At 69.4% G+C, this 17,466-nt stretch carries 18 protein-coding genes; 14 read left to right on the forward strand and 4 right to left on the reverse strand.

The annotated features are described in order from the left end of the window. Window positions 1-157: 157 nt before the first annotated feature. Entirely contained in the window at window positions 158-1,006 is an 849-nt protein-coding gene (locus ACZ4TV_RS09665) for a nuclease-related domain-containing protein (protein WP_468132536.1), read from the forward strand. An 811-nt stretch (window positions 1,007-1,817) separates the two neighbouring features. On the opposite strand, the gene ku is transcribed toward ACZ4TV_RS09665, so the two are convergent. Continuing rightward, window positions 1,818-2,924, reverse strand: a complete 1,107-nt coding sequence (gene ku / locus ACZ4TV_RS09670) for a non-homologous end joining protein Ku (protein ID WP_468132538.1) — start codon at window positions 2,922-2,924, stop codon at window positions 1,818-1,820. Window positions 2,925-2,955: 31 nt separating this feature from the next. Here ku and ligD point away from each other — a divergent pair, with 31 nt between their 5' ends. Both ligD and ACZ4TV_RS09680 read left to right on the forward strand, forming a co-directional pair. Next, entirely contained in the window at window positions 2,956-3,852 is an 897-nt protein-coding gene (gene ligD, locus ACZ4TV_RS09675; RefSeq protein ID WP_468132540.1) for a non-homologous end-joining DNA ligase, read from the forward strand. Next, window positions 3,852-4,772, forward strand: coding sequence for an ATP-dependent DNA ligase (locus ACZ4TV_RS09680; RefSeq protein ID WP_468132848.1), 921 nt, complete (start codon window positions 3,852-3,854; stop codon window positions 4,770-4,772). The genes ligD and ACZ4TV_RS09680 overlap by 1 nt, the downstream gene beginning before the upstream one ends. A 95-nt stretch (window positions 4,773-4,867) precedes the next feature. Here ACZ4TV_RS09680 and ACZ4TV_RS09685 read toward each other — a convergent pair whose 3' ends face one another. Next, complete coding sequence (locus tag ACZ4TV_RS09685; RefSeq protein ID WP_468132542.1) at window positions 4,868-5,263, reverse strand: DUF6479 family protein; 396 nt, start codon at window positions 5,261-5,263, stop codon at window positions 4,868-4,870. Between the two features lie 333 nt (window positions 5,264-5,596). Further along, a complete protein-coding gene (locus ACZ4TV_RS09690) occupies window positions 5,597-6,580 on the reverse strand; it encodes an XdhC family protein (RefSeq protein ID WP_468132544.1) in 984 nt (327 codons plus the stop codon). 394 nt (window positions 6,581-6,974) lie between these two features. Here ACZ4TV_RS09690 and ACZ4TV_RS09695 point away from each other — a divergent pair, with 394 nt between their 5' ends. The 5 genes from ACZ4TV_RS09695 (at window position 6,975) to ACZ4TV_RS09715 (ending at window position 12,879) form a co-directional block, all read left to right on the forward strand. Beyond that, window positions 6,975-7,814 (forward strand): hypothetical protein, encoded by an 840-nt coding sequence (locus ACZ4TV_RS09695; RefSeq protein WP_468132546.1) that lies wholly within the window; start codon window positions 6,975-6,977, stop codon window positions 7,812-7,814. Window positions 7,815-8,332: 518 nt separating this feature from the next. Beyond that, on the forward strand, window positions 8,333-9,376 hold the full coding sequence (locus tag ACZ4TV_RS09700; protein WP_468132548.1) for a RelA/SpoT domain-containing protein: 1,044 nt from the start codon (window positions 8,333-8,335) through the stop codon (window positions 9,374-9,376). Window positions 9,377-9,559: 183 nt separating this feature from the next. After that, on the forward strand, window positions 9,560-10,378 hold the full coding sequence (locus ACZ4TV_RS09705; RefSeq protein WP_468132550.1) for a DUF4365 domain-containing protein: 819 nt from the start codon (window positions 9,560-9,562) through the stop codon (window positions 10,376-10,378). A gap of 748 nt (window positions 10,379-11,126) precedes the next feature. Then, complete coding sequence (locus ACZ4TV_RS09710; protein ID WP_468132552.1) at window positions 11,127-12,017, forward strand: nuclease-related domain-containing protein; 891 nt, start codon at window positions 11,127-11,129, stop codon at window positions 12,015-12,017. A 67-nt stretch (window positions 12,018-12,084) separates the two neighbouring features. Next, window positions 12,085-12,879 (forward strand): NUDIX domain-containing protein, encoded by a 795-nt coding sequence (locus ACZ4TV_RS09715; protein WP_468132554.1) that lies wholly within the window; start codon window positions 12,085-12,087, stop codon window positions 12,877-12,879. Here the strand turns inward: ACZ4TV_RS09715 and ACZ4TV_RS09720 are convergent. Further along, window positions 12,863-13,993, reverse strand: a complete 1,131-nt coding sequence (locus ACZ4TV_RS09720; RefSeq protein WP_468132556.1) for a helix-turn-helix transcriptional regulator — start codon at window positions 13,991-13,993, stop codon at window positions 12,863-12,865. The genes ACZ4TV_RS09715 and ACZ4TV_RS09720 overlap by 17 nt on opposite strands. Window positions 13,994-14,328: 335 nt before the next feature. Between ACZ4TV_RS09720 and ACZ4TV_RS09725 the strand changes: the two genes are divergently transcribed. From ACZ4TV_RS09725 to ACZ4TV_RS09750, 6 genes are all read left to right on the forward strand, one after another. Next, window positions 14,329-14,685: an SCO3933 family regulatory protein gene (locus ACZ4TV_RS09725; RefSeq protein WP_468132558.1), complete on the forward strand. Its 357-nt coding sequence runs from the start codon at window positions 14,329-14,331 to the stop codon at window positions 14,683-14,685. Window positions 14,686-14,687: 2 nt separating this feature from the next. Beyond that, the gene (locus ACZ4TV_RS09730) at window positions 14,688-16,043 is read left to right on the forward strand and encodes an FtsK/SpoIIIE domain-containing protein (RefSeq protein ID WP_468132560.1); all 1,356 of its coding nucleotides are present in this window, start codon (window positions 14,688-14,690) and stop codon (window positions 16,041-16,043) included. 83 nt (window positions 16,044-16,126) lie between these two features. Next, a complete protein-coding gene (locus tag ACZ4TV_RS09735) occupies window positions 16,127-16,309 on the forward strand; it encodes a hypothetical protein (RefSeq protein WP_468132562.1) in 183 nt (60 codons plus the stop codon). A 71-nt stretch (window positions 16,310-16,380) separates the two neighbouring features. Then, window positions 16,381-17,061 carry a DUF2637 domain-containing protein gene (locus ACZ4TV_RS09740; RefSeq protein ID WP_468132564.1) on the forward strand — a complete coding sequence of 227 codons (681 nt, stop codon included), beginning with the start codon at window positions 16,381-16,383 and terminating at the stop codon, window positions 17,059-17,061. Window positions 17,062-17,074: 13 nt separating this feature from the next. Beyond that, entirely contained in the window at window positions 17,075-17,269 is a 195-nt protein-coding gene (locus ACZ4TV_RS09745; RefSeq protein ID WP_374775829.1) for a mobile element transfer protein, read from the forward strand. An 18-nt stretch (window positions 17,270-17,287) separates the two neighbouring features. Then, a complete protein-coding gene (locus ACZ4TV_RS09750) occupies window positions 17,288-17,446 on the forward strand; it encodes a hypothetical protein (protein WP_328298446.1) in 159 nt (52 codons plus the stop codon). The last annotated feature ends 20 nt before the right edge of the window (window positions 17,447-17,466 follow it).

Consider the following 17,466-nt stretch of genomic DNA (forward strand, 5'->3'; position numbering starts at 1 on the left):
GTATCCAGGGGACCCTGGACCAACCTAGGCGGCGGCCATTGCGGCGGAGCCCCGTTCGTGTAACAGCGAAGTCGCAAGGTTCCGTCGGAGTCGTTACACAACCGAGGGATTGCCGTGCGGCGTCCCGGCTGTTCCCATGGACGGCGGGGGTGAGGGGATGCACGGACTCAAGGTCCTGCCGAGCGGCCGGCCCGGCCGCGGCCGGCTGTACGTCAACTTGCCCGACGGGCAGGCGGTGGCCTGGTACGACCGGCAGGCCAACCGGATCAGCGTGCTCGCGGACGATCACCGCGAGGCGATCCTGGCGGCGCTACGCCCCTACCTGAGCGGGACGGTCTCGATCGGCCCGCCTCCGGTCCCGACGGCCGCCGAGCTGCTGCGCCTCGCCCTCCCGCCGGACGCCGACCTGGCCCCGAACCGCCCGGGCGAGAGCCTGCTGGGGGAGCTGGAACACCGCCCGGCGGGCGCCCGCGCCCGGCACCGCCTGCGCCAGGAGCTGATCGCACAGCAGCGGATGGGCGACACCTTCGACGCCCTGGAGCCGGACGGCTGGCGGATCCTGCACTGCGTCCCGCTGCCGTTGCGGGGGCCGGGCGCGGGGACGGGGGCGGGCCTGGGCCGCATCGACCACCTGCTCATCGGCCCGGCCGGGATCTTCTGCGTCCGTACGGTCCCGGGCCGTCGCCAGCGCGCGCTGGTCGGCGACCTGCTGCTCACGGTGGGCCGTGCGGAACCCCGCCCGGACCCCCGCTGGGCCCGCCGCGCGGCCGCCTTCGCCACCCTGGCCCTGACCGCCGAAGTCACCCCGGCCCTGGCCCTGGTGGACGCCTCCCGCGTCGAGACGGCCCCCACCGCCCGCGACATCCGCATCCTCCAGCCCCCGACGGCCACCCCGGACCTCACGACAGCCCCCACGACCCTCAAACCCCCGGACATCGAAGCCCTGTTCGCCCGAGCCCGCGACACAAGAACCTGGCTACCCCCACCCACCCCCACCAACACCTGAGACCCCCACCCTCCAGCCGCGCGCGGACACGAGGCCCGCCCACCCGCACTCCCTGGCCGCCATGCGGGCATGTGGCGCGCCCATCACCGCGCGGCACTCGCCTGGTCGCCGCGCGGGCACACGTTGCGCGCTCACCCCGCGCCCCACCCCGCGGTCGCCGCCCGGGCATATGGCGCGGCCACCGCCGCGCCATACCTGCTGGTCGCCGCCCGGGCATATGGCGCCGCCACCGCCGTGCCGCAACTGCTGGTCGCCGCGCGGGCATGTGGCCACCCACGCACCGTGCCGCACTTGCTGGTCGCCGCACAGGCATGTGCCCGCCCACGCACCGTGCCGCACTTGCTGGTCGCCGCGCGGGCGTGTGGCCCGCCCTCCCACCGCGCCGCACTTGCTGGTCGCCGCGCGGGCATGTGGCCACCCACCCACCGTGCCGCACCTCCTGGTCGCCGCAGGGGCATGTGGCGCGCCACCACCGCGCCGCAGTTCTTGGTCGCCCCACGGTGCACCAGGTGCGCCCCCCGCATCCCATCTCCTGGTCGCCCGCGGGCACATGAGGCACCGGCCCACCAGCCCCGCCCGCCCGGCGCACCTCCCAGCCCTGCGGGCGCTTGAGGCCCGCCCGCCCGCCAACCGGCCCACCCCGCCGCGCCCTCCCGCCGCCCGCCGGCGGTCGAGGCGCGGGACTGGGGCGGAGCCCCAGCTGGGCGTTCCCCGGACGGAGTCGGGGGATGGAGACAGGGCGGAGCGGGCCGGGGCGGGGACCAGCGCGCCGGAGGCCCGCCCACGCCGCCCGCCCCACGCACCCCCCCCGTCAGGCGGAGGACCGCTTCCGCGGCGTCGCCGCCTTCTTCGCACCCGCCGACGCCTTCTTCGCGGAGGCCGAAGTGGACTTCGTAGCCGCCGACTTGGTCGTCTTGGTCGTCTTGGCCGACTTCACCGCCTTCGTCGCCTTGGCCGTGGTGGTCTTCTTCGTCCCCGCCGACGCCGCCGTCTTCTTGGCCGAAGCCGCCGTCGACTTCTTCCCGCCCACCGCCTTCGGCGCAGCCGACGCCGCCTTGCGCCGAATCGGCGTCACTTCGGCCTCGGCCCCGGCCTCCCCGGCCCCGGCCCCGGCCCCGGCTCCGGCCTCCCCCGCTTCGCCCCGGGAGGCCTTCGCCGCCCGCACGCTCTTCTCCAGCGCCGCCATCAGGTCGATCACCTGCCCCCCGGCCGGCTCCACCACGGCTTCCGTCGGCTCGAACGCCCCACCCGCCTTCGCCGCGATCATCGCCTCCACGGCCTCCTGGTAGTCGTCGTGCAACGAGGTCATCTCCACCTCACCCAGCGTCGCCATCAGCGCGTCCGCCAGGTCGAGTTCGGCCTCCCGCACCGACACCGCGACCTCCGGCGCCACCCCCTCCGGCGCCCGGATCTCGTCCGGCCACAACAGCCCGTGCATCGCGATCACGTCGTCGACGACCCGCAGCATGCCCAGCCGTTCCCGCCCCCGCAGCGCGTACTTGGCGATCGCGACCTTCTTGCTCCGCTTCAGGGCCTCCCGTAGCAGCGTGTACGGCTTCGCCGCCGTCGCCCCGTTCGCCGCGAGGTAGTACGCCGCGTCCATCTGCAGCGGATCGATCTCTTCCGCCGGTACGAACGACATGATCTCGATCGTCTTGGCGGTCGGAAGCGGCAGCTGCGCGAGGTCCTCGTCGGTGATCGGGATGACCGACCCGTCGGCCTCCTCGTACCCCTTGCCGATCTCGGCGCTCGTCACCTCCTCGCCGTCCAGCTCGCACACCTTGCGGTAGCGGATCCGCCCGCCGTCGGCGAGGTGGATCTGACGGAAGGAGATCGAGTGGCTCTCAGTGGCGTTCACGAGCTTGATCGGAATGCTGACCAGGCCGAAGGAGATCGCCCCGTTCCAAATGGATCGCACGGTTCCTCCCGATTCGTGGCAGTCTCATCGTATGACGCCGATCACTTTGGTGGAGGGCCGTCGCATCGCGCTCAGCAATCTCGACAAGGTCCTCTACCCGGAGACCGGCTTCACCAAGGGCGAGGTGCTGCACTACTACGCCACCGTCGCGAGCCCCCTGCTGGCCCACATCCACAACCGGCCGGTGTCCTTCCTGCGCTACCCCGACGGACCGGACGGCCAGCTCTTCTTCACCAAGAATCCGCCGCCGGGCACACCCACCTGGGTGAAGACCACCCCCGTGCCACGCTCCGAGGACCTCTCCGCCGAACAGGTGGTCGTCGCCGATCTGGCCACCCTCATGTGGTCCGCCAACCTCGTCGTGGAGTTCCACACGCACCAGTGGCCCGCCGGCAGCCCCGCCGTCGCCGACCGGATGGTCCTCGACCTCGACCCCGGCCCGCCCGCCACCGTCGTCGAGTGCTGCGCCGCCGCGCTCTGGCTGCGCGAGCGGCTCGCCGCCGACGGTCTGCACGCCTACGCCAAGACCTCCGGCTCCAAGGGCATGCACCTGGCCGTCCCGCTGGAGCCGACCCCGTCCGAGCAGGTGTCCGCGTACGCGAAGCGGCTCGCGCAGGAGGCCGAGCGCGAACTGCCCGACCTGGTGGTGCACCGCATGGCCAAGGCCCTGCGCCCCGGCAAGGTCTTCGTCGACCACAGCCAGAACGCCGCCGCCAAGACCACCGCCGCCCCCTACACGCTGCGCGCGCGGGCCCGCCCGACCGTGTCCGCGCCCGTGTCCTGGGAGGAGGTCGAGGCCTGCCGCACCCCTGAGGACCTGGTCTTCCTCGCCGACGACATCGCGCCGCGGCTGGCCCGCGACGGGGACCTCTTCGGCCCGCTGACCGACCTCGGCAGAGCCGGGAGACTGCCTGGAGGCCGGTCGTGATCCGCGTCGCGCTGGCCGCCGCCGTACGCACCCTGCCGCGCCGTGCGGGACTGGCCTACGAGCCGAAGTTCGACGGCCACCGCCTCGTCGTGCTGCGCACCGCGGAGGACGTCGTCCTCCAGGCGCGCTCCGGCCGGATCGTGACCAGCGCCTTCCCGGAGCTGGCCGCGGCCGCGCTGAAGCTGCCCGCCGGGACGGTCCTCGACGGCGAGGTGGTGGTCTGGCACGCGGGCCGTACCGACTTCGCGCTGGTGCAGCGACGGGCGGCGGCCGCCACCGCCGCCCGGGCCGCCGCGCTCGCGCAGAGCCTGCCGGCCTCGTACGCCGCCTTCGACGTGCTGGAACTGGCCGGGCTCGACGTGCGCGCCCGCCCGTACGAGCGGCGCAGGGCCCTCCTCGTCGACCTCCTCCTGCCGCTCGGGCCGCCGCTGCAGCCGGTGCCGATGACCACCGACCCGGAAGTGGCCGCCACCTGGTACGACGCCCTGCCCGCCAGCGGCATCGAGGGCCTGGTCGTCAAACGCCTCGACCAGGCCTACCCGGCAGGGCGGCGCGGCTGGCAGAAGCTCCGGCACACGGACGTCCGGGACGCGGCGGTGGTCGGCTACACCGGCACCGCGCGCCGGCCGCTCGCCCTGGTGCTCGTACTGCCGGTCGGGGACCAGACCCCGCTGGTGTCGAGCCCGCTGACCGCGGCGCTGCGCGCGGAGGTGGCGGAGGCGGTCGCCGCCCGCGCGGCGACCGAGCCGGGGGCCGCCGCGACGGGGACCCCCGCCGCCAACGCCACCGCCACCGCGACCGCGATCGGGCTCGGAGAGGTCCCCTACCGCCCGCTCGACCCGCCCCTCACGGCGGAGGTCCGGCACACCTCGACCAGGCACCCGCCGCCGGAGGTGCTCCGGCTGCGGACAGACCTCTGACCCGCGCGGGAGGCGCGGGCCAGAGGGTCGCCGGGTCGTCGCGGCTCGCCGCTAACCGCTCTCGTGCTCACTCATGGTCACTCTGGTCACTCTGGTCACTCGTGCGCGCCACGCCCCGTGCCCGGGGGAGCACCCGGCTGCGGGTGCGGGCCGGGCCCCTCGGGTCGCTTGTAACCGGACTCGCGCTCCGCCCGGACGTCGTCCGGATGACTGGAGGTCGTGGAGCCGAAGTTTCCGAAGCCCTGCATCTCGTGGGGCCTCAGGCCGCCCTCGGGGATCTCCACGGGGTCCCGCTCCTCGCGCACCTCATGGACGGCCCCGCCATTGGGCAGGTGCGGCTGCTCCTCCGGAGAGGGGGGCGGGGGCTCCTTGGCCCGGACCCGCTGACCCAGCTTGAAACCGCCGAGCAGGAAACCGACGATCACCAGCCCGACGACCAGGAACCACACGATGTCGGTCAGAATCGCGTCCGCGCTCAGGATCATGTCCATACACACCATTTTCCCGCACTTAGACGTGATATGCGCACCTGCGGTCCGGATACCTTGCTGCAACCGGGGTAGGCGCGACGGCCGCCTGAGCTCCCACTCCAGCGCCCAGGGCCCCACGTACGACCAGCTCTACGCGGAGGCCGAGCGCCGCGACAACATCCACGGCCGCTCGGACATCGGCCTGGCCGGTCCGGTAGCGGAAGGAGCCGCGAGCAGGGCCGCGGCCTGATCCCCAAAGATCGTCCGGACGCGACCTACGAAGAGTCGTACACGACCTAGGCGTCGAACTCGACCTAGGCGTCGGACTCGACCTAGGAGGTCGAACGCGGCCTACTAGGAGCTGAGGGGCCCCTCGGAGTCCCGCAGTGCGCCGGCCTTGCGCTTCCCGAGCACGCCCAGGATCTCGGCGCAGATCGCCAGTGCGGTCTCCGCCGGGGTGCGGGCGCCGAGGTCCAGCCCGATCGGCCCGTGCACGAGGGCCAGTTGAGCCTCGCTCACTCCCGCCGCGAGCAGCCCTTCCCGCCGCCGTGCCGTCGTACGCCGCGACCCGAGCGCCCCGATGTACGGAACCCCGGCGGCCAGCGCGACCCGCAACGTAGGGACGTCGAACTCCTCGTCGTGGCTCAGCATGACCACGCACGCGGCGTCCCGCCGTGCCTGGATCACCTTGCTCGCCTCCTCGGCGGCCTCGACCCGTACGGCCTCCCAGCCCAGCAGCAGCGCCTGCCGCTCGATGATCTCGGCCAGTTCACCGCCGCCCCCGATGACCACGTACGGGGCCGACGGGTACGCCTCGACCAGCACCAGCCCGGACTCCCCGTACAGCGCGTCCCGCCCGGGCCGCCGGGTGGCCAGCAGCTCGCCGGCCCGCCGCTCGGCATCGTCGACCGGCGCGTCCACGGCCCGTACCACGTGACTCACGGCCTGGTCGGCGGCCTCGTTCAGCCGGGTCACCAACGCCACCCCGACCCCGTCGCCGAGCAGCTCCCACCACTCGGCCGGGATCGCCGTGAGCGGCTGCAGCAGCACCTCGGCCTGCCCACCACAGGTCAGCTTCGCCGCCATCGCCTCGGCCCCGCGCACGGACACCTCGCACACCCGCGCCGTCGCCCCGGCCGCCATGGCCCCCGCCTCGGCGGCGAGCTCGGCATCGAAGACCCCCCGGTACAGGGCGCCGACACACTCCCCCCGCGCATCGACGAGCAGGGCCCCGGCCGGATCCCGCGGCCCGAACCCCTGCTCGGTCACGGGCCGGGCCAGAAACCCCGCCCGCCCCTCGGCCACCCACTGCCGCGCCGTCTCCACCAGCTCACGCATCCATGCCGCCTCATCCTCATGCGCGCTACTCCCCGCAAAGCACCAGGTCAACGGCACAATGCGGCCTCAGAAACCACCCTACGCACGCCCCGCATCCCTACCCACCCCCCAAAACCCACAGACCCCGCCCCACCTTCCTCGTACAGACCACCGGAACCGTCCGAGCCCACGCCGGGCCGGGCGCCGCCCTCGCGTTGACGCCGACGTCACGAGACGGCCTCTCGACCCTGATCCGGCGCCTCTCGCCCCCCCACATGGCCCTCGCCCGCAAGCCATGGAGGTTCCCCCTGCGCAGGATGGCCTGTGGGGCTCCGGACGGCATATCCGGCAGTCTGGTCGGTGCATCCGCGCTGGCACTGGTGAATCGACAGTAACGAAAGCGGGAGGCAACGCCATGCTCTTCTTCTACAGCAAGGACACGGGAGCTGCGGGAACGGGCGAGCTCGATGGCCATGGTGACTTCGTGAACTTGAAGGACTTTCCGGCCGGCCAGTTCGGGGAGTGGACCCACATCGTGCCGGCCGGTGGCCAGCTCTTCTTCTACAGCAAGGACACGCGAGCTGCGGGATCGGGCGAGCTCGATGGCAGTGGCGACTTCGTGAACTTGAAGGACTTTCCGGCCGGCCAGTTCGGGGAGTGGACCCACATAGTGCCCGACGGCGTCCAGATCTTCTTCTACAGCAAGGCCACGCGAGCTGCCGGTTCGGGCAAGCTCGATGCTGGCGGCGACTTCATCAACTTGAAGGACTTTCCCGCTGGGCAGTTCGGGGACTGGACCCACATCCTCTTCGCCGGCGGCGACCTCTTCGCCCGCTTCTTCTTCTACAGCAAGGGCACGCGGGGTGCCGCATCGGGCGAGCTCGATGACGGCGGCGACTTCGTCAACTTGAAGGACTTCCCCGCCGGCCAGTTCGGCGACTGGACCCACATCGTCTTCGACGAAGGCGCCTCCAAGCTCTTCTTCTACAGCAAGGGCACACGGGCTGCCGGATCGGGCGAGCTCGATGACGGCGGAGACTTCGTCAACTTGAAGGACTTCCCGGCCGGCCAGTTCGGAGACTGGACCCACATCGTGCCCACCCGCCGCAGGCTCTTCTTCTACAACAAAAACACCCGAGCCGCGGCATCGGGCGAGCTCGATGCCAGTGGTGATTTCGTCAGCTTGAAGGACTTCCCGGCCGGCCAGTTCGGCGACTGGACCCACATCGGCGCAACCCAGGAGGGCATCTTCTAACCCGCCGTGGAGGCTGCTGAAACGTCGATGAACCACACCAGGCGGCCGGATAACGATCTCGACGACCCAGGCGAGCGCTGCTAAGAGGGCGCACGATCGGTAAGCACTGATACGGCTGACTGCCGCCGCCCCCACACACCCTCACGCCGGACCACGACAAAGGCCCGGACTCAGCGGTACTGAGTTCGGGCCTTCGTGCTTGGCACTTCAGCTGGTCAGCGTGTTGATCGCTTTGTTCCGGCTGGAGTGCCCCCGGCAGGATTCGAACCTGCGCACACGGCTCCGGAGGCCCCGTGCGGTTCGCCTGTTTCAGCAGGTCACGGGCTCATGAGTCATCCGTCTGCACATGCTGGTCCACAAATAGGCCGCCGCCTCCAGGGGACTCCTGCTGAGGGAAGGCCTGCCCCAAAGCCCGAACATGCCCCTCGTTCCCCGTGGTTCCCCGCACGATGTGGCACGGCCCTCGCCGCGGCGATAACCGCAGGCGGGCGTCGGCGCGGCCCTGTACGGTCGCGACCATGAAGAAGTGGGTGGTCCCTGAGAACTCGAACAAGCGCGTCCAACGCGCGAGCCGGACGATCGGTAAGGGGACGGGCATGCCCGAGGAGATCCGGGAGGCGCGGGAGGTCCTGAGCAACTACCGTCTCGCCCACGCATTTCCTCTGAACGCGGTGACCGTGACCGTGCGGCAGCGAGCGCTCGACGTGAACCCGAACGCCGTCGTGGCCGAGCGCCGGAAGCGCCTGCCCACGATCCTGGACAAGCTGAAGCGCCACCCCACGATGAGCGTGACCACCATGCAGGACTTGGGGGGCTGCCGGGTGGTCTTCGGCACCGTCGCCGAGGTGGACGAGTTGGTCAGAGTCCTGGTGGACTTGCCACGGAGTAAGAACCGCGTCAAGAAGGTCTACGACTACCTACGTGATGACCCGGGGCCACGTGATTCTGGCTACCGGGGTGTTCACCTGGTGTACGAGTATGGAGCTTCGAAAGATGAATACCACGGTCTGAAGATCGAGCTGCAGGTGCGCACGCTGCTCCAGCACGCCTGGGCGACCGCCGTCGAGACCATGGATTTGTTCTCGGGCAGCGAGCTGAAGTACGGGAAGGGCGACGCGGACGTGCTCAGGTTCTTCGTCCTGGTCGGCTCGCTCATGGCGTACGAGGAAGGCACCACCCAGGTACCCGGCGCCGAGGGGACGCGGGAGGAGTTGGCGGCTGAGTTGGCGCGTCTGGAGGCGAACGTCGGCGTTCTGGATCGGCTTAGGGGCTACGCGGCGATCGTGGGCGAGCACGCCAAGACGGACCGGCGGAACACCCTGACCCTCGAGCTCTGGCGGACAGAGGGACGGCTCACAGTGACGGTACACGAGACGCTGGCCGCCGCAGAGGACCGGATCACCGAGTTGGAGGCATTGGACGACGGGGACCTGGACGCGGTGCTCATCAACATCGCCCGGATCAGCCAGCTGCGCGACGCGTACCCGAACTACTTCGCAGACACCGGCCGTTTCACCGAGTTCGTCGTTGCGTGCCTAAACGCGCAACACAGCCACAACTGACGCCCGACCGCTCTCACCTGCGGCTGAGCAACCGACCAACGCGCTGACCAGCGGCTGAGCCGCCACCAGTTGTCAACGTTGGTCACCAACGAGCGCCCTCCCACGGCCCCAAGACGGCCCGGGGAGGGCGCTCTTCCTATGCCGAGCTCAGCCCTTGTCCTAGTGGGATGCTTGACTGATCGCATGTCGCCGAAGCGCCCGCGCTCTCACCAGAACGCAGACTTCTCCCTCACAAAGATCCATCAGGCATTTCTATTGCATGGATGGTCGGTTGAGGAGCTGGATAAGGATTACGGGGAAGACCTCCTGGTTCGAATTTTCAACAACGAGGAGGCGACTCCCTACTCGTTTTACGTTCAGGCGAAGTCTGTTGAGAGCCTGAAGAGGTACACAAAAAAGGGTGGGCAATACCTGAGGTATCCCATTGATCTTGATCACCTTGGGCATTGGTGCGAGTTCTGGGACCCGGTCTTTCTGGTGATTTGGGATCGGGAAACCGATGTGACCTTATGGGAAATGGTCCAGGAGCCGCAGCTTCCCGTGGACATGTCCGGCAAGAAGGCCAGGATCTTTGTCCCGATGGCCAACAAGCTCGATCCCGCAGGCATCACGCGGATCCGCTCAAAGACGCTGTCACGTCACCGCAGGTATCAGCGTGAGCTCGCCGGCTCCGAGGTGCTCATCGATAAGATCAAGGAATCGCTCGGTGTCGAAGTCGAGTACGACCCCCAGTCGGGAGTCATGATCATCGAGCGGCCGGATGAAAGCACGGAGATTGTACTATTTGGTCAGCTGGGGGAGATGACTGAGGAGCTTATGCAGGTCACTGGGAAAACGATGAGTGAGGTCTTGGGGGAGGCCATCTCGGGGCTTGCTGATGTTGTTCGATCCATGGCGGAGGGCGGTTCTCTGAAGGTGTGCCAAGGTGATGGAAAGCTCTTGGAGCTTCGGACATTCGATGAATTGGGTCAATTCATCGATGGGTCGATCTTTGAGGAATAGGCTCCCGCGAGATGGGGATCTGTCGGCGGCTAGGCGCTACCTGACCTCCGTCCTTTCCCAGTGACTGCCCCGGCTCCCATCCCGTCTGCCGTCGACCCACACGTACGTGGAGCGGACACGGGCCCTGGCGTCCAGGTGGAGCGCCCAACTGGACGAACGACCTGGACGCCAGGGCCCGTGTCTGCTCGGCTTGCCTGGGTCGACGGCAGACGGGTTGGGAGCCCCCCACACAAGCCACAGCGGACCTGCACCCGCCCGACCGCCCTCCGCCATCCCGGAGCCCGAGCGCCCCCGCCGGAGGCATCGCTCTGAGTCGCGCGCATCGTCGCGACTCGGGCCGATTGAGGCCAGGGAAGCCGCTGAGCCCGCGAACCGCCCGTTGAAGAGCAGGACTTCCCCGCGTGAATCGAGTGGCCCCGCGGCCCGCTCGATTCGAGGTGCCGGCCAGCATGGAACGAGCCGCTGCCCGGCGCCTCAGCCATTGGCGGTTCGTACCCAACAACCCTGAGCCGTAGGCGTGCGGTCGGCGGCCGGGCTGGAGCGGGGCGGAGACAGGAGCGCAGGCCCGGGCGACGGGCCGCACGCGCCGCGCGTGCGCGGCGGGTGCCTTGATGAAGTAGGGAAACTTTGACCCCACGCCCTACCCAGCCTCAGAGCGGGGCGCGTCGTGATCGGGCTTTGCGCTCTTGTGGCACGGGGTTCCGGCTGCTCCCATGGCCTTCGGCGTGGCATGCGGTCGGGGGTGGGTGTGGCTGAACTGAAGGTCGTCCGGTGGAAGAAGTACGGTCAAGATCGGGTGTATGTGAACCTGCCCGATGGCACTGCGGTTGCGTGGGCTGACGCCCGTTCGGGGAAGGTCACGGTCCTGCTCGAAGAGCATCGGCGTGAAGCTCTCCGGTTACTTCGGCCGCACCTCGCCACAGGGACCGTGCCAGTACCACCGCCTGGACAGTCGCCAACAAGCACACCTCCTGCCGCCTCGAAGGCCAAGCGTGCCCCGCGGTCAGCGCTACCGGTACTCACGACCCCGGATGACCTCGCGCTGAACCGCCCCGGTGCCGAATTGCGGGGTCTGCTCGCGGCCAAGGGCCCGACCCCGGTGGAGCGCATCTTCGCCCGGCTGCTGCGCAGGAAGACAGAGTGGGACTCCTGGTTCAAGGGGCTGGCCGGCGAACGAAAAGTGGGGGCTGAGCTGGAGCGCTTAGCGCCCCTCGGCTGGAAGGTCTTGCACTCCATCCCGCAGTCACGGGGAGGGGACATCGATCACCTGCTGATCGGTCCTGGTGGGGTGTTCATCATCAACACCAAGAACCACCGAGGGAAGTCGGTGTGGATCGGGGACACCATGGTCAAGGTGGATCACGGCACCCCCAGGCCGTACGTGGCCAAGAGCCGAAGCGAAGCGCAGCGCGTGCGCGCTGTTCTGGAGGGGCATTGCTCGTTCGCGGTGCCGGTGGAGCCGGTCCTGGTGTTCGTTGGCGTGAAGGAGCTGCCGATGGTCCCCACACAGCTCGCCGTGAGGGTCTATCGAGAACGCGAGGTGGCCACCCTGGGACCGCTCACCGGGAAGCTCTCCAATGAGCAGATCGAAGCGGTATATGCGGTTGCTCGCCATCGCAGGGCATGGCTCGGTACGTAGTCAGCGGTAGGACTGGATGGCTAGGCTGGTGCGAACCAGCCGGTGAACAGAGGGGTGTGCTGAGGGAATGGGGCCGAAGTCGGAGCGGGTGTACCGCACCATCCGTGAGTGGATCACGGCGGGGAGGTACCTGCCCGGGGAGAAACTTCCCCCCGAACGCAGCCTCTCAGAGGAGCTGGAGATCGGGCGCACACAGCTACGCCAGGTGCTGGCCAAGCTGGTCGCCGAGAGCGTCATCGAGGTGCACGGGCGCAGCTCGTATCGCGTGCCGGACCGCTCGGTGTCGGTGAAGGCGCCGGCTGATCTGGAGCCATGGAGGATCCATGGTGAGCGGACCGTCTACGACAACCGGTGGGTGAAGCTGACGCTCGCCGACGTCGAGCCGCCCGGCGTCGAGCGTTTCGAACACCACGTCGTACGGCTGCACCACGTGGCGATCGCTGCTGTTCTGGATGAGCAGGACCGCGTCCTCATGCTGTGGCGGTATCGCTTCGTCCCCGAGACCTTCGGCTGGGAACTGCCTGGCGGCATCGTGGATCCCGGAGAGGATCCGGCTGCGACGGCCCTTCGTGAGGTCGAGGAAGAGACCGGGTGGCGGCCCGACGCTCTTGAGCACGTGGTGACGTATCAGCCCATGGTCGGCATGGTGGATTCGCCGCACGAGATCTACGTGGGCCGGGGTGCTCAGCTCGTCGGTGAGCCCAGCGACCTTGAAGAGGCCGGCCATGTTGCCTGGGTGCCGCTCGCCGACATTCCAGGGCTCATGGCACGCGGGGAGCTGATGGGCTCTGGGACGCTGGTCGCGCTCCTCCACGTGCTGGCCTCGCGTGCTGCCGGCTCGTCGCCTACAGCCGCTGCGTGAGCTGCTCGATCCGGCGGCGTTGGCGTACGGATCCAGTTCGGTTCGCCAGTAGCCGGGCCTGTTGAAGGTGCTCGCGGCCCTGCTCGTACTCGCCGCGTGCGAGGTGTGCCTGAGCCAGGTCGCAGCGCATACCGGCCGCGGCTCGGATGAACGTGGGGTCCAGCGCACCGAGAGCGTCGTAAAGGCTGTCCACCGCGTCATCGTCGCCGAGCAGGGCCAAGGCGTTGCCTCGCCATCGCCGTAAGTGCCCCTCGTTCAGGAAGATGCTGAGCATGTCGGGGTCGCGGGCTTCTTCCCCGTCGGGGAGCCACCGGGCAGCTTCGTCCAAGGCCCGTCGGCAGTCGTCGGCGAGCCCCTCCTTGGCGCAGATCTCGGCCTCCGCTGCGTACAGCCACGCCTTGAGCCTGGGGGACAGGTGTGTGCCACCGACTCGGATCGCGTCGCGCACCAGTTCAACGGCGGTGGTGGGCCGTCCGGCGTCGCAAAGTACGTACGCCTGCTCGGCCGTGGCGTGGGCGAGGTACATGGGCTCGCAGGCCTCCTGCGCCGCCCGCTTGCCTAACTCGTAGTTTCTCCAGGCCCGTTCTACTGCACCTGAGTCGAGAGCTTGCCATGCCGCCAGCGTTGCGGCACCGGCAAGAGCTTGGGCGACCGGACGCCGCGTCTCCGGCAGGACGGCGAACGTGAGCGCGTCTTCAAGCGTGGCCAGGTGGCCTGTCATCTGGTCGATCAGACTCGCCGCACCCATCTGGCGGTCCACTGTTCGTAGCAGCTCTGTCTGGTCCATGAAGGTTTTCACCATGGTGAGGCTGACGCTGCGGGCTGCGTCGATACGGCTCACGAGCTCGTCGTACCCATCGGCCGCCGGCGCGACCGCACTGGTCCGCCGACCGTGAAGCTCGTCGTCGGTGATGCCGAGCAGGGCGCGAAGGATCTTGGCGTACCGCTCGGAGATCTGGCGTCTGCCGTTCTCCCACTCCGAGACGTAGACGTGCAGGCTCGCGAGTGAGGCGACAGTCAGCACGTGCTGGCGTGCGTAGCGCTCGATCTCGCGAACCAGCCGCTCCTGCGACCACTCGCGCGCGTTCCGAGCCGCCCGAAGTCCGTTCGTCACGTGCACCGCCCTGCATGCGATTCCTGAGCTGTGCAAGCAGCATGCCTCACATCGACGCAGGTCGGCAGGGGTTAACTCGGACAGGGTTAACCCCTGTTGGCTACCGGGCCGTTGGAGCCTGAGGTTCTCTAGAAGTGTCGCAGGAAGGCGAGTTGAGAGGTCGGAGCGCGACAACGCTTGACATCTGGTGCGCACCAGATGCAACCTGCTGGTGCGCACCAGTTGGGAACCGAAGAGCCCGTGGGCCTGATGGCCGGGCTAATGCCAACGCAACGGAGCGGCGACCCACCGCCAAGTAGCCCGCCGCTCCCGCCCCTCTGAAAGGGAGTTCCATCATGCGTCAGATTCCCGTCGACACCTCCGCCGCCATGGTGATGGTGGCTCAGCCCCCGGTCGCGAAGATCAAGGACCGGCGTACCGGTGAGATTGCGACCGACCCCGAGACCGGTGCTCAGATGATGAGCGTGGACGTGCTCTTCGCCGCTTACGGCGAGGCCGAGGTTCTGTCGGTCGCCGTCCCGGCGCCCGGCATCTCGGGTGAGCTGGTCATGGGCACCCCGGTCGCACTGACCGGCCTCGTCGCTCGGCCGTGGGAGAACGAGTTCAACGGTCAGAAGCGCCACGGGATCAGCTTCCGCGCCGTCGCGGTCACCTCGCTGGCCGTGGACGCGTCGAAGCCGAAGGCGGCCTGATCGTGGACTGGTTAACGGTCTCGCTGCTGGTGCTCGCCACGATCGCTCCCGTTCTGCGGTGGCGGCGACCGGCCTGGTACTGGCTGACCTTTGGGGTCACCTTCGCGGCCCTGCGGGTGCTGGTCCGCTACCGGTCGGTGATGGAGGCCTGCGGGCTCACCGTCCCGCCCTCGCGGTGGCGTCTGGCTCTGGCTCGCTGGTCCGATCGCCCCATTCCGGAAACCCGGGCACCTCGGATCCTACGGATTCGGCCGACCCGCACGGGGCTGGTCCTGAGGCTCAAGCTCCGGCCCGGCCAGGACGCCTACGACGTGGCCGCCGCCACGGACCGGCTCCGGCACTCGTTTGCCCTGCACGGCGTGAGTGCCCGTGAGATCAAGTCGTCCGTGATCGAGCTGCGGATGACCGGCTACGACGTCCTCAAGCGGGTGCAGATGCCCGCTGTCCGCGACGACGAACCAATGAGCATCCCGGTGGCGCTGCGGGAGGACGGGGAGGTGTTCCTCCGGGACTACCTCCAGGTGCCGCACGCCCTGAACGTTGGGGCGACACAGTCCGGGAAGTCCGTCTACCTACGCAACCTGGTGGCCGGCCTGGCGACTCAGCAGGTGGCCCTTGCCGGGATCGACTGCAAGAACGGTGTGGAACTGGCTCCACTGGCCCGCCGGTTCACCGCGCTCGCCGACAACCCCGACACCGCCGCCGACCTGCTTGCCGCACTCGTGCGCTACATGGCCCGCGTCTACGAGATCATCCGGCGAGAGCAGCGCATCAGCGCCGACATCCCCGACGCTGAGATCACTGCCAACATCTGGGACCTGCCCAAGCACCTGCGCCCGGTGCCGGTAGTGCTCCTGGTCGACGAGGTGGCTGAGCTGGCCCTCTACGTCACCAAGGCAGAGGAGCAGCGCCGAGACCAGATCATCACTGACCTGGTCCGTCTCGCCCAGCTTGGCCGCGCCGCCGGGATCTACCTGGAGATCTGTGGCCAGCGCTTCGGCTCCGAACTCGGCAAAGGGATCACCATGCTCCGTGCCCAGCTCACCGGCCGTACCGCGCACCGTGTCAACGACGAGACCTCGGCGAACATGGCCTTCGGGGACATCTCCCCGGACGCCGTCCTCGCCACAGTGCAGATCCCGACCGACCGCCCCGGCACGGCCGTGGTCGGTGACTCCTCCGGCGGGTGGGTCCGTATCCGCACCCCGCACACCACGCTCCGCCAGGCCGTGAACCTCTGCAACGCGAACGCCCACCGCACCCCCGACATCGGCGAACTCGCACCCTTCCGGCCCGTACTGCCCGCCCCGGTGCTCTCCGGCAACGTCCAGCCGAAGCCCACCGCCGCGAGCGTCTAACTCCCTCCTCGCTCCATCGGTCGGCGTGACCGCATCACGCCAGGTCCCTACCCCTCCCATGCCACGAACCAGGAGTGATCCTCATGGCCACCGCGAGGAAGACCACCGCCCGCAAGCCCACCGCGAAGAAGTGCCCCGACTGTGAAGGCAAGGGCGAGACCGCCGAGACGGTCCGCATCGGGAGCCGCAAGATCCGTGAGACCGCCGACCGGCAGGCCGCCCTGTGCCTGACCTGCTTCGGCACCGGAGAGGTCCCGACCACCTGAGCCGCCGGGACCGGGCGGCCGGCCAAGTCTCCCGCCCGGCCCTGGCTCCAACCCTGGAAGGAGGAATCCTGATGCTCCCCAAGGCCCGCCCGGACGCCGTCCTCGTACAGGCCGTGATCGCCGGGGCCCTGTCCTTCGCCCACCTCCACGACCTCGCCGAAGCAGCCGGACAAGACGGTTGGAAGGCTTGGGCCTACCCGGTCAGCGTGGACCTGCTCCTCGTCGCCGCCTGGCGCCGCCTCCGGCTCCTCCGAGACGCCGGGGAACGAGTCCGCTCGGCCTGGACCTGGTTCACCGTGGCCCTCGCCGCCTCACTCGGGGCGAACGTCGCCACCGCCGGACTCCTCGACCTCGGACACGTGCCGGACTGGCTGCGGATCCTGGTCGCTGGCTGGCCCGCCCTCGCCTTCCTCGGCGGCACCCTGCTCGTCCACCCCGCCGCCGGGACCGACCCCGGCCCAGCCGTCGATCCCGCGCCTGCGGACGAGATCCCGCCCACGGTCATCGAACGCGACACAGCACCTGAGCCTGTCGCCGAGCCGGAGTCAGTCCCGGCTCTCCCCGCACCCGCACCCGCACCCGCGCCCGTTCCTGAGCCGGTGCCCGTTCCGGCCCCCCTGGTCGAGCACGCCCGCAAGCTCGCCGCGGATCACCTGGCCCGCACCGGCACCGAGCTCGACACAGACACCCTGCGCGCCCGCCTCGGCGTACCGGCGGCCATGGCCGCCGCCATCACCGCCCAACTCATCTGACAGGAGATCCCGAATGCCCGCCCCGGACCGCTTCCACTCGCTCATGCAGATCGGCCCCGTCCAGATCGGCACCTACCGCGACCGCTACGGCCGCACCAAGCACGCCGCCGTCTGCACCACCGACGGATGCGGCTGGTCCGTCACGAACTACACAACCAGCACCGCCGCTCAGCTCGCCGCCCGCTCCCACCGCTGCCGCGTCAGCTAGCCCTGGAAGGCCAACGTCATGGACGTCCCGCTCTGGCTCGCACTGATCGTCGTCGGCGCCCTGGGCATCAAGCTGATCCGCCCGCCCTGGTGGCTCGTCGCCGTGATCCTCCTCGGCGGCTACCTCCTCGCGGACAGCCTCCTCGCCCCGGTCATCGACACCGCCATCACCAAGTAACCCGCCCAGAAAGGAGACCA

It is taken from the genome of Streptomyces sp. NPDC028910 (assembly GCF_055564955.1).

Bases quoted from the DNA above. Each gene is read 5' to 3' on its own strand.
- ACZ4TV_RS09725 (WP_468132558.1), top strand. From the start codon at position 14,329: ATGCGTCAGATTCCCGTCGACACCTCCGCCGCCATGGTGATGGTGGCT.
- ACZ4TV_RS09685 (WP_468132542.1), bottom strand. From the start codon at position 5,263: ATGGACATGATCCTGAGCGCGGACGCGATTCTGACCGACATCGTGTGG.
- ACZ4TV_RS09705 (WP_468132550.1), top strand. From the start codon at position 9,560: ATGTCGCCGAAGCGCCCGCGCTCTCACCAGAACGCAGACTTCTCCCTC.
- ACZ4TV_RS09690 (WP_468132544.1), bottom strand. From the start codon at position 6,580: ATGCGTGAGCTGGTGGAGACGGCGCGGCAGTGGGTGGCCGAGGGGCGG.
- ACZ4TV_RS09715 (WP_468132554.1), top strand. From the start codon at position 12,085: ATGGGGCCGAAGTCGGAGCGGGTGTACCGCACCATCCGTGAGTGGATC.
- ACZ4TV_RS09695 (WP_468132546.1), top strand. From the start codon at position 6,975: ATGCTCTTCTTCTACAGCAAGGACACGGGAGCTGCGGGAACGGGCGAG.
- ACZ4TV_RS09665 (WP_468132536.1), top strand. From the start codon at position 158: ATGCACGGACTCAAGGTCCTGCCGAGCGGCCGGCCCGGCCGCGGCCGG.
- ACZ4TV_RS09750 (WP_328298446.1), top strand. From the start codon at position 17,288: ATGGACGTCCCGCTCTGGCTCGCACTGATCGTCGTCGGCGCCCTGGGC.
- ACZ4TV_RS09745 (WP_374775829.1), top strand. From the start codon at position 17,075: ATGCCCGCCCCGGACCGCTTCCACTCGCTCATGCAGATCGGCCCCGTC.
- ligD (WP_468132540.1), top strand. From the start codon at position 2,956: ATGACGCCGATCACTTTGGTGGAGGGCCGTCGCATCGCGCTCAGCAAT.
- ACZ4TV_RS09740 (WP_468132564.1), top strand. From the start codon at position 16,381: ATGCTCCCCAAGGCCCGCCCGGACGCCGTCCTCGTACAGGCCGTGATC.
- ACZ4TV_RS09700 (WP_468132548.1), top strand. From the start codon at position 8,333: ATGAAGAAGTGGGTGGTCCCTGAGAACTCGAACAAGCGCGTCCAACGC.
- ACZ4TV_RS09735 (WP_468132562.1), top strand. From the start codon at position 16,127: ATGGCCACCGCGAGGAAGACCACCGCCCGCAAGCCCACCGCGAAGAAG.